Source organism: Streptomyces sp. NPDC104313 (assembly GCF_055583985.1).
In genome coordinates this window covers 41124-52426 of record NZ_JBVJMW010000008.1, presented here as the reverse complement: position 1 = coordinate 52426, position 11303 = coordinate 41124, and the positions used below count along the sequence as shown (strand labels likewise).

The window sequence follows — 11303 nt, the reverse complement described above, 5'->3', positions numbered from 1 at the left end:
GGCCGGGGAGAAGGCCGAAACGGGAGGCAACGCGTGACGGGCGCAGAGCGACAGGGGTGGGGCCGGCGGCTGACCGGGTACGCGTGGCGGTACCGGCGCAACGTCGTGCTCGCCCTCGGCTCGTCGCTCGCCGGAATGGCCGTCATGGCCCTCGTGCCGCTCATCACCAAGGTGATCATCGACGACGTGGTCACCGACCACACCCGCTCCCTCGAGCTCTGGACCGGACTGCTCATAGGCGCGGCGGTCCTCGTCTACATAGCCACCTACATCCGCCGGTACTACGGCGGCCGGCTCGCCCTGGACGTCCAGCACGACCTGCGTACGGACATGTACACGACGATCACCCGGCTCGACGGGAAGCGTCAGGACGAGCTGTCCACCGGGCAGGTCGTCGGCCGTGCCACCAGCGACCTCCAGCTGATCCAGGGGCTGCTGTTCATGCTCCCGATGACCATCGGGAACGTGCTGCTCTTCCTCATCTCCCTGGTGATCATGGCGTGGCTCTCGCTGCCCCTGACCCTGGTGGCCCTCGCCGTCGCCCCCGCCCTCTGGTTCATCGCCCGCCGCTCCCGCACCCGTCTCTTCCCCGCCACCTGGTACGCCCAGAGCCAGGCCGCCGCCGTCGCCGGAGTCGTCGACGGGGCCGTCTCCGGAGTCCGGGTCGTCAAGGGCTTCGGCCAGGAGGACCAGGAGACCGGCAAGCTCCGCGAGGTCGGGCGCCGGCTGTTCGCCGGGCGGCTGCGCACCATCCGCCTGAACTCCCGTTACACCCCCGCCCTCCAGGCCGTGCCCGCGCTCGGCCAGGTCGCCATGCTCGCCCTCGGCGGCTGGCTGGCCACCCGGGGCGAGATCACGCTGGGCACGTTCGTCGCCTTCTCCACCTACCTCGCCCAGCTCGTCGGCCCGGTCCGGATGCTCGCCATGGTCCTCACCGTCGGCCAGCAGGCCCGGGCCGGTGTGGAACGCGTCCTGGAGCTCATCGACACCGAGCCCTCCATGCGGGACGGCACCAAGGAGCTGCCCGCCGACGCCCCGGCCGGGATCGAGTTCGACGACGTACGGTTCGGGTACGACGACGAGCGCCCGGTCCTCGACGGGTTCTCGCTCACCGTCGAACCCGGCGAGACCGTCGCCGTCGTCGGTGCGTCCGGCAGCGGCAAGTCCACCGTCTCGCTCCTGCTGCCCCGCTTCTACGACGTGTCCCACGGGGCCGTCCTCATCGGCGGCCACGACGTCCGCGAGCTCACCCAGGCGTCCCTGCGCTCCGCCATCGGGCTCGTCCCCGAGGACAGCTTCCTCTTCTCCGACACCATCCGCGCCAACATCGCCTACGGCCACCCCGACGCCACCCGGGAACAGATCGAACAGGCCGCCCGCGCCGCCCAGGCCGACCGGTTCATCGCCGAACTGCCGAAGGGTTACGACACAGCCGTCGGCGAGCACGGGCTCACCCTCTCCGGAGGCCAGCGCCAACGCGTGGCCCTCGCCCGCGCCATCCTCACCGACCCCAGGCTCCTCCTCCTCGACGACGCGACCTCCGCCGTCGACGCCCGGGTCGAGCACGAGATCCACCAGGCCCTGAGGCAGGTGATGGCGGGACGCACCACCCTGCTCATCGCCCACCGCCGCTCCACCCTCCAGCTCGCCGACCGCATCGCCGTCCTGGACGGCGGGAAGCTCGCCGCGATCGGCACCCACGAGGAGCTGGAGCGCACCTCCCCGCTCTACCGCCGCCTGCTCACCGACCCCGACGAGCTCGGCGGCACCTCGCCCGGCCACCGGCCGCCGCGCACCGCGACGGACCCCGAGGGCGACCGCGCCCTCCAGGAGGAGCTGGACGCCGAGTTCGACGCGGAGCGCGGCATCACCCCCGCGCTGTGGATCCGCGAGGAGGAGGAGCGGGACACCGCCGTCGCGGGCATGCCCGCGACGCCCGAGCTGCTCGCCCAGGTCGAGGCCCTGCCACCCGCCACCGACACCCCCGAGGTCGACGAGGCCGCCGCCGTGCGGGCCGAGGACTCCTACGGGCTGCGCCGGCTGCTGCGCGGCTTCGGCCCGGTCCTGCTCATCAGCCTCGGGCTCGTCGCCGTCGACGCCGGCATGGGCCTGCTGCTGCCGGTCCTGATCCGGCACGGCATCGACGAGGGCGTCTCCCAGCTCTCGACCGGCGCGGTGTGGGCGGCCTCCGCGATCGCGTTGATCGCCGTGCTCGTCCAGTGGGTGGCCCAGACCGGCGAGATCCGGATGACCGGCCGGACCGGCGAGCGGGTCCTCTACTCGCTCCGCCTGAAGATCTTCGCCCAGCTCCAGCGCCTCGGCCTCGACTACTACGAGCGGGAACTGACCGGCCGGATCATGACCCGGATGACGACGGACGTGGACGCGCTCGCCACGTTCCTCCAGACCGGGCTCGTCACCGCGTTCGTCTCCGTGGTCACCTTCTTCGGCATCATGGTCGCGCTGCTGATCCTGGACGTCCAGCTCGCCCTGGTCGTCTTCGCCACCCTGCCCGTGCTGATCATCGGCACCGTCTTCTTCCGGCGCGGCAGCGTCAAGGCGTACGAGCTGGCCCGGACCCGGATCAGCGCCGTCAACGCCGACCTCCAGGAGTCCGTCTCCGGCCTCCGTATCGTCCAGGCCTTCGGCCGCGAGCACGACGGGGCCGCCCGCTTCGCCGAGCGCAGCGACCACTACCGCCAGGCCCGGGTACGCGGCCAGTGGCTGATCTCCGTCTACTTCCCGTTCGTCCAGCTGCTGGCCTCCGTCGCCGGCGCCGCCGTGATAATCGTCGGCGCGGGCCGGATCGACAACGGCACGCTGACCACCGGAGCCCTGGTCGCCTACCTCCTCTACATCGAACTGTTCTTCGCCCCCGTCCAGCAGCTCTCCCAGGTCTTCGACGGCTATCAGCAGGCGACCGTCTCCCTCGGCCGCATCCAGGAGCTGCTGCGCGAACCCACCTCGACCGCCGACCCGGACGAGCCGCTCGACGTGCTCTCGCTGCGCGGCGAGATCGCGTTCGAGGACGTCACCTTCGCGTACGGCTCGGACGAGGAGGCCCTGACCGGTGTCGACCTGCGCATACCGGCCGGCCAGACGGTGGCGTTCGTCGGGGAGACGGGGGCCGGGAAGTCGACCCTCGTCAAGCTCGTCGCCCGGTACTACGACCCCACGGGTGGGCGCGTCACCGCCGACGGAGCCGATCTGCGCACCCTCGACATGACCGCCTACCGGCACCGCCTCGGCGTCGTCCCGCAGGAGGCGTACCTCTTCGCCGGCACGGTCCGCGACGCCATCGCCTACGGGCTGCCCGACGCCACCGACGCCCGGGTGGAGGCAGCCGCGCGCGCGGTCGGCGCACACGAGATGATCGCCACGCTGGAGGACGGCTATCTCCACGAGGTCGCCGAGCGCGGCCGTAACCTCTCCGCCGGGCAGCGCCAGCTCATCGCGCTGGCCCGCGCCGAACTCGTCGACCCGGACATCCTGCTCCTGGACGAGGCCACCGCCGCCCTGGACCTCGCCACGGAGGCCCTGGTCAACCAGGCCACCGACCGCCTCGCCGGCCGCCGCACCACGCTGGTGGTGGCCCACCGGCTGACCACCGCCGCCCGCGCCGACCGCGTCGTGGTCATGGACCACGGGCGCGTCGTCGAGGACGGCACACACGACGAGTTGCTCGCCCGGGGCGGGCAGTACGCCCGGCTGTGGCGGACCTTCCTCGGCGAGGGCATCGGGGAGGACGAGCCGGCGGGCGTCTGAGCGGCCACCGGGGCTGCCCCGGTGGCCGCCGAGTCCGCCGGGTCCGCCCAGGGGTCACCGGGGCCGCCGGTGCTGCCGTGCAACCTCCCACCGGTCTGCTGCGTCGTAGCCGGAGACGCACGGGTACGCACAGACGTCAGGTGGGGGCGAAGGTGTTCGACAGAGCAGCGGGACCGGCGGGACCGGCGCAACCGGACGGGCCCGGGACGGCCGCCCGGCCGGGCGGACCGGGCGGACCGAGGACACGGCGCCTCCTCGTGCGCCTCCTGGTCCTTCCCCTCCTCGCCGGGCTCGTACCGCTGATCGCCGCGCCCACCACCGCGCAGGCGACCGCGCAGGCGGCCGCCGGCTGCTCCGGCCGCCCCGCGAAGACCGTCGAGTTCTCCACGGGAGAACTGCGCGTCTACAAGAGCCGCGCGCAGGCGTGCGCGGTGACCGTGGCCAAGAAGCCCGGAAAGCGGCGGACGATGAGCGTCACGCTCCAGGCGCGCGGCGGACACCCCGTCACCGACAAGGGCTCGTACACGAAGATGGCCGGGCCCGTCACGGTCAGCGCGCTGAACCGCTGCGTCCGGGCCACCGGCGCGATCGGCAGGAAGTCCGCATCCACCGGGTGGATTCTGTGCTGATTTGGCCCGCCACCTGACCGGTCTTCTCCACTGACACGGGCAACCAGGTCTGGCGTGGCGTGTCTTGCCCCGATAAGTTCACGGCGAATGTTGTGAATCAAGGGGAGGGTGCATGCGCAAGTCGCTCACAGGGGTTCTTTCGCTCGCTGTGCTCATAGGCACGGTCGGAGCCACGGGGGCCTCGGCCGGTGCGGCCACCGCCGCGGAGCCGGCCGCGAAGCGGAGCAGCGGCGCTGCCGGAGGCAGCGAAGCGAGCAACGAGGACATCAAGGACCGCATCCTGGCCATCCCGGGGATGAGCCTGATCCAGGAGAAGCCGTACGCGGGCTACCGCTACTTCGTCCTCAACTACACCCAGCCGGTGGACCACCGGCGCCCGTCCAAGGGCACGTTCCAGCAGCGCCTGACGCTGCTGCACAAGGACGTGAGCCGCCCGACGGTCTTCTTCACCAGCGGCTACAACGTCTCCACGAACCCCAGCCGCAGCGAGCCGACGCAGATCATCGACGGCAACCAGCTCTCGCTGGAGTACCGTTACTTCACCCCGTCCCGGCCGGCCCCCGCCGACTGGTCCAAGCTGGACATCTGGCAGGCCGCCAGCGACCAGCACCGGGCGTTCACGGCGCTGAAGAAGATCTACGACAAGAAGTGGCTGGCCACCGGCGGGTCCAAGGGCGGCATGACCGCCACGTACTTCGAGCGCTTCTACCCGAAGGACATGGACGGCGTCGTCGCCTACGTCGCGCCCAACGACGTCAACAACGACGAGGACTCGGCGTACGACCGGTTCTTCCGCAACGTCGGCACCGAGGAGTGCCGCGACCAGCTGGCCGGTGTGCAGCGCGAGGCGCTGATCCGCCGGGCCCCGCTCCAGAAGAAGTACAAGGAGCTGGCCGCCGCCAACGGCTGGACCTTCAACACCGTCGGCTCCCTCGACCGCGCCTACGAGGCCACGGTCATGGACTACGGGTGGGCGTTCTGGCAGTACAGCCTGGTCGCCGACTGCGTGGACATCCCGGCCGACGCCGAGAAGGCCACCGACGAGGACATCTGGAACTCCGTCGACGCCATCTCCGGCTTCTCCGCCTACGTCGACCAGGGCCTTCAGACGTACACCCCGTACTACTACCAGGCGGGCACCGAGCTCGGGTCGCCGGACATCAAGCAGCCCTGGCTCGGCAACCTGAGCCGCTACGGCTACCAGCCCCCGCGCAACTTCGTGCCCCGCTCCATCCCGATGACGTTCGACCGGGGCGCGATGCGGGACATCGACCGCTGGGTCAAGGGCAACGCCCGGCAGATGATGTACGTCAACGGCGAGAACGACCCGTGGAGCGCGGAGCCGTTCCGCCTCGGGCGCGGTGCGCAGGACAGCTACGTCTACACCGTTCCCGGCGGCAACCACGGCGCGAGGGTCTCCGGTCTCGTCGCCGACGAGAAGGCGAAGGCCACCGCCGCGATCCTGCGCTGGGCGGGCGTCGCCCCGGCGGCCGTCGAGGCCGACCCGGCCAAGGCGAAGCCGCTGGCGAAGTTCGACAAGAAGCTGGACAAGCGCAACGGCGAGATCGGGCGCGACGAGGCCACGCTGCGCCCGTAGCGGTCGCGCGGTTCTCCTGGCGGCGTCTGTGGTGTCTGCGGCGTCTCACGTGGGCCGCGTCCTTCGGTCACTCTCCCGGTGACCGGCGGGCGCGGCCCACCGGCCCCGTTCCGCGGCAAGCAGCCTAAACTCTCCGCCCGTCAGCAGGCCTACCTCGTCGAGCAGCACGCCACCGGCGAGCGCACCATCGCTGACCTCGCCGAACTACTCTCCGTCTCTCGCGCGACGGTGTACCGGGTTCTGGAGCGCGCGGGAAGTCAAGAGTCGTCACGGACCCGGCCACGGTGCGCAGTTATTTGACTGACCGTTCCAGATGCGTCTATGGTCTTCGACGTGGCCAGGACCAAGGAATTCGATCCGGACGCCGCGCTGCAGTCGGCCCTTGAGCTGTTCTGGCGGCGCGGCTACGAAGCGACGTCGATGACGGACCTCGTCGAGTACCTCGGCATCGGCCGCGCCAGCATCTACGCGACCTTTGGCAGTAAGCACGAGCTGTATCTGAAGGCCATGGACCGGTACGTCGAGACGCGCGACCCGGCTCTCCTCGCCGAGTTGTCCCAGCCGGGCCCCGCACTGCCCGCGGTGCGGGCGGTAGTGCGCCGCTTCGCCGCAGAGGCCGCCTCCCCGGAAGGCCGGCTGAGCGGCTGTTTCGTCACCAATACCGCGGCTGAGCTGGCCCCGCACGACCCTGCGGCGGCCCGCCGGGTCGAGATCAGCTGGGAGCACATCGAGACCCTGCTGCACTCCGCGCTCGTACGGGCCGAGGCTCAGGGCGAGCTGCCCGAGGGCCGCGATCCGCGTGCGCTGGCCCGCCTGCTGCTCGTCCTGCTGCAGGGGGTTCGGATCGTCGGCAAGGCGTCGAACGATCCCGCCCGGGTGCGGGATGCGGCCGAACAGGCCCTGGCCCTGCTGGACTGACTCACACCCACCGAAGCCACCGGGCTTCCTTCCGTATGCCCAAATAATGAACCGATCGGTCAAATATCAGGAGGAAGGCATGACCGCCACGGACGCTGCCCGCGTCGCCACTACGCAGCAGCGATACGCCTTCGTCCTCCTCGGTGGCGTCCAGACCACGCTGATCTTCACGCTCGCTGCGCTCGCCGTACCGCTGCCCCTCATCGGGCGCGAATTAGGCCTGGAGCGCGCCGACTTGATCCTGCTCAGCGCTGCCTACGGACTGACCTTCGCCGGGCTGCTGCTCTTCGGCGGACGCCTCGCGGACCGCTATGGCGGGCGGCGTGCCCTCACCGCGGGCCTGGTCCTCTTCGCCGCTGCCTCGGCCGCCGCCCCGCTCGCCCCCGGCATGGGGACATTGCTCGCAGCGCGCTTCGCGCAGGGCGTGGGGGCTGCTCTGATCGCGCCCGCCGCCATGGCCGTGCTGCGCGCCGTCTTCCCCTCCCCACCCGCGTACGGCAGGGCGATGGCCGCCTGGGGCGGGCTCTCGGTTCTCGGCGCGACCGCGGGCAATCTGCTCTCCGGCGTCATCTCGGCGCTGCTGTCCTGGCGTTGGACCTTCGCCGTACCGCTCGTGGTGGCCCTCGCAGCCCTCGCCCTCACGTTCCGGCTGCTGCCGGACACCACGCCGAGCCGGGGCGGGACTCTCGACCTGCCGGGTGCCCTGCTCGCCACCGCCGGGATCACCCTCGCCAGTTACGGACTCGTCGTCACCGACGCCCGCCCCTGGTCGTCGGCCGGCGTGCTCGTGCCGCTGCTCGGCGGGGCCGCGCTGCTCGCCGCGTTCTGGTACGCCGAGCGCCGCGCCCGCGACCCGCTGCTGCCGCCCAGCTTCCTGCTCGGCCGGCGGCGGGCCTTCGCCCTCGCGGCCATCGCACTGAGCGCCTGCGGGACCGCGATGACCTTCGTGGTCCTCTCGCTCCACCTCCAGCAGGTGCGCGACTGGTCACAGCTGCAGACCTCGGCGGCGTTCCTGCCGTTCGCTGTTGCGCTGATCGCCTCGGGCCGGGCGGCAGGACCGCTCATCGGCCGGTACGGGGCCCGAACCGTCACAGCGGCCGGGCTCTGCACCGGCGCGGCCGGGCTCGCCCTCCTCGCGCTCACCGGGATCGACGCACACATCTCATACGGGTATGGACTGCTGCCGGGCCTCGTGCTGCTGCCGGCCGGCGCGGCGGCCTCCTTCGCGGGAGCCGCCGTGCTCGCCACCGAAGGCGTGCCGCAGCAGCAAACGGGGCTCGCGGGCGGCGTGCTGAACACCGCGATGGAATTCGGCCCGACCGTCCTGTTCGCGATCCTGCTCACGCTCGGCAGCGACGCCTGGTCGCTCGCCGCGACGGGGGCCGGCCTGGCCCTCGTGGCCCTCCTGAACCACCGCACCAGGTAATCCATCACTCAAGGGAGCCACCGAAATGAACCGCTTTACGGGCAAGACCGTCCTCGTCACCGGTGCGGGCTCCGGCCTCGGCCGCGCGATCGCGCTCGCCTTCGCCGCTGAGGGCGCATCCGTGGTTGCCGCGGGACGCACCGCGGCCTCCCTGGACGAGACGGTCGGTCTCATCGAGGCCACCGGCGGCACGGCCACCGCCGTCACCGCCGATGTCACCGACTCCGGCCAGCTCCAGAACCTCGTGCGCGAGAGCGTCACCCGCTTCGGCGGACTGGACATCGCGGTCAACAACGCCGGAATACTCCGCGGCACCGGACCCGTCAGCGAGGTGAGTGAGGAGGACTGGGACGCGGTGCTGCGAACCAATGTCACCGGTATCTGGCTGGCCATGAAACACGAGATCGCGCACATGAGGGAGAACGGCGGCGGTGCCATCGTCAACATCTCCTCCAACCTCGGCGCGCACCTGCGGATCCCGAACGTCGCCGCCTACATCACCTCAAAGGCTGCAGTCTCCGCGCTGACCCGCGCCGCCGCTCTCGACCACATCCACCAGGGCATCCGCATCAACGCGGTCAGCCCGGGTCCCGCTGCCACGTCCATGTCGCTGCTGCCCGGTGAGACCGAGGCCGGCCGTACCGAGCGGATGAAGACGGCGACTCCGCTCGGCCGGGTCGCGGAAGCCGAAGAAGTGGCGGCCGCGGTGCTCTACCTCGCCTCGCCCGCGGCCGGCGCGGTGGTCGGCACCGACCTGGTCATCGACAGTGGATCCTCGGCCTGACGGTTCGTGGGCTTCGGCGGCACCCTTCCCCTACGAGGTCCGCTCCATCGAGGTCACGCCGCCGGTTCCCGCCCCTTGATAGGAAAACGATCACTTCCGCGCGGGACCGTACCAGGGTGACCGGCGACCCCCACCGACAGCCGACCCGGAGACACTGGTCACCCTCTCGAGATCGCGCTGCCATCCCTTTCGGCCGTATCTCGGCTGACCCTCACGAACGGATCCGCCGGTCCTGCCCTCCGGGCAGACGTCGCTACTTTCTGAACGCGGCTGAGGGCTTGCAGGGAAGCAACACCTTGATTCCCTGCAAGCCCTTAGTACGACAGCCCGTGGCCCACCGGATACAGCACCTGCGTCGGGTCGTCCGCGCGCCGCACCGGAACCGGCAGGGTGCCCTCCGGTTCCGCGTGGCCGGCGATCACCCGGGCGGCGGCGCGCAGTTCGACGTCGGTCCAGGAGTACGCGGCGAGGCACGCGGCGACTCCGGTCCCGGTGAGGTGGGCGACGTCGTGGGGGTTGCGGACGGCGACGGTGACCACCGGGACGCCGGTCGCCACGAGAGCGGTGACCAGGGTGCGCTGCGAGCTGGTCGCCGTGACGTTGTACGTCGCCACGACCACCGCGTCCCGGCCCTCGGCGGCGGCGACCGCTTCGGCGATCTTCGCCCGGTTCGGGGCCGTACCGGTGGACAACGCGCGTGCGGTGAAGCCCAGTTCGCCGAAAGCTTCGCTCAGGGTGCTGGTCGGTGGGCCCGTCGTCCCGGAGGGGGATGCCGGATCCGCTCCCACCACCAGCAGATTTCGGTGGCTGCGGCGGGAGAGCGGCAGCAGTGTGCCCGGGTCGGCGAGCAGGGTCGTCGTGCGCTCGGCGATCCGGTCGGCGGCGGCCCGGTGGGCGCGGCTGCCGACCGTGCGCTCGACGTCCCGCGGGCTGACGAACGGGTCCCGGAACAGGCCCAGTCGGCTCTTCAGCCGCAGGATCCGCAGGATCGATGCGTCGATCCTCGCCTCGCTGAGCTCGCCGCCCCGCACCGCCTCCAGCACGGCGTTCCAGGCGACGGAGAGGTGCGGCGGGTTCAGCAGCTGGTCCACGCCCGCCAGCAGCGCGAGGACCGGCACGCGGTCGTCGCCGTACTTCGTGCGCACCCCTTCCATGCCGAGCGAGTCGGTGACCACCACCCCGTCGTAGCCGAGCTCCTCGCGGAGGATGCCGGTGAGGATCGGCCGGGAGAGCGTGGCCGGGTCCTCGGACGGGTCGAGTGCGGGGACCACGATGTGCGCGGTCATGATCGAGTCGATCCGGGCCCGGATCGCGGCGCGGAACGGCGGGGCGTCCAGCTCCTCCCACTGCGCGCGGGTGTGGTTGATGACGGGCAGCCCGGTGTGGCTGTCGGTGCTGGTGTCGCCGTGGCCGGGGAAGTGCTTGGCGGTCGACGCGACGCCCGCGCCCTGGTAGCCCTTCACCTGCTCCGCGACCAGGGCGGCCACCGCGTCGGGGTCCGAGCCGAAGGACCGTACGCCGATGACGGGGTTGGCCGGGTTGACGTTGACGTCGGCGTCCGGCGCGTAGTTCTGGTTGACGCCGAGCGCGGCCAGTTCGGCGCCCGCGATCCAGGCCGCCCGGCGGGTGTCGGAGCGTGAGCCGCCCGCGCCGAGCGCCATCGCGCCCGGTAGCAGCGTGGCGGGTTCGCCGACCCGGCAGACGATGCCGTGCTCCTGGTCGGTGGAGACGAGCAGGGGCAGTCGGGAGCGCCCGGCGAGCGCGGCGCGCTGGAGGCCGTTGGAGAGGTCGGCGATCTGGTGCGGGTCGCGGGTGTTGTGCGCCCAGGTGAAGTAGATGATCCCGCCGACGTGGTACGTGGAGATCAGCTCGGCGGCGGTGCGGACCCCGATCTCGGTGAGGTTCGCGTCGATGTCGGCCTGGTCGGGTTCGGTGGCGGAGTGCCCGTAGACCCGCATCACGAAGAGCTGGCCGACCTTCTCCTCCAGGCTCATCCCGGCGATGATCCGTCGCAGCCGGCGGTCGGTGGAGGCGTTCGCGTTCGCTTTCGTGGAGTGTGCGGATGCGGATGCGGCGGAGGAGGTGGCGAGGGCGCCGGTGGCAGCCGCCGCGGTGGCTGCCGCGGTGACGGTGAGGAGGGTGCGTCGTGAGGTGCGGTGGGGCATGTGAGCTCCTTCCCGGGGT

8 protein-coding genes are annotated in these 11303 nt (G+C 71.5%); 7 read left to right on the top strand and 1 reads right to left on the bottom strand.

What is annotated here, in order from left to right; genetic code table 11:
* The first annotated feature begins 33 nt into the window (after positions 1 to 33).
* From ACZ60Q_RS19985 to ACZ60Q_RS19955, 7 genes are all read left to right on the top strand, one after another.
* Positions 34 to 3765 (top strand): ABC transporter ATP-binding protein, encoded by a 3732-nt coding sequence (locus ACZ60Q_RS19985; protein WP_469636074.1) that lies wholly within the window; start codon positions 34 to 36, stop codon positions 3763 to 3765.
* Positions 3766 to 3917: 152 nt separating this feature from the next.
* Positions 3918 to 4394, top strand: coding sequence for a hypothetical protein (locus ACZ60Q_RS19980; protein ID WP_469636071.1), 477 nt, complete (start codon positions 3918 to 3920; stop codon positions 4392 to 4394).
* Positions 4395 to 4506: 112 nt separating this feature from the next.
* Positions 4507 to 5991 carry a S28 family serine protease gene (locus ACZ60Q_RS19975; protein WP_469636068.1) on the top strand — a complete coding sequence of 495 codons (1485 nt, stop codon included), beginning with the start codon at positions 4507 to 4509 and terminating at the stop codon, positions 5989 to 5991.
* A 78-nt stretch (positions 5992 to 6069) separates the two neighbouring features.
* A complete protein-coding gene (locus ACZ60Q_RS19970; RefSeq protein ID WP_469636065.1) occupies positions 6070 to 6291 on the top strand; it encodes a helix-turn-helix domain-containing protein in 222 nt (73 codons plus the stop codon).
* A 33-nt stretch (positions 6292 to 6324) separates the two neighbouring features.
* Positions 6325 to 6909, top strand: coding sequence for a TetR/AcrR family transcriptional regulator (locus ACZ60Q_RS19965; RefSeq protein ID WP_469636062.1), 585 nt, complete (start codon positions 6325 to 6327; stop codon positions 6907 to 6909).
* 79 nt (positions 6910 to 6988) lie between these two features.
* Positions 6989 to 8335, top strand: coding sequence for an MFS transporter (locus tag ACZ60Q_RS19960; protein ID WP_469636059.1), 1347 nt, complete (start codon positions 6989 to 6991; stop codon positions 8333 to 8335).
* A gap of 25 nt (positions 8336 to 8360) precedes the next feature.
* The gene (locus ACZ60Q_RS19955) at positions 8361 to 9119 is read left to right on the top strand and encodes an SDR family NAD(P)-dependent oxidoreductase (RefSeq protein WP_469636056.1); all 759 of its coding nucleotides are present in this window, start codon (positions 8361 to 8363) and stop codon (positions 9117 to 9119) included.
* 314 nt (positions 9120 to 9433) lie between these two features.
* Here the strand turns inward: ACZ60Q_RS19955 and ACZ60Q_RS19950 are convergent, their stop codons facing one another.
* Positions 9434 to 11284, bottom strand: coding sequence for a glycoside hydrolase family 3 protein (locus tag ACZ60Q_RS19950; RefSeq protein WP_469636053.1), 1851 nt, complete (start codon positions 11282 to 11284; stop codon positions 9434 to 9436).
* Between the last annotated feature and the right edge of the window lie 19 nt (positions 11285 to 11303).

Coding starts and splice junctions, on each gene's coding strand:
- ACZ60Q_RS19975 (WP_469636068.1), top strand. CDS start 4,507: ATGCGCAAGTCGCTCACAGGGGTTCTTTCGCTCGCTGTGCTCATAGGC.
- ACZ60Q_RS19960 (WP_469636059.1), top strand. CDS start 6,989: ATGACCGCCACGGACGCTGCCCGCGTCGCCACTACGCAGCAGCGATAC.
- ACZ60Q_RS19955 (WP_469636056.1), top strand. CDS start 8,361: ATGAACCGCTTTACGGGCAAGACCGTCCTCGTCACCGGTGCGGGCTCC.
- ACZ60Q_RS19950 (WP_469636053.1), bottom strand. CDS start 11,284: ATGCCCCACCGCACCTCACGACGCACCCTCCTCACCGTCACCGCGGCA.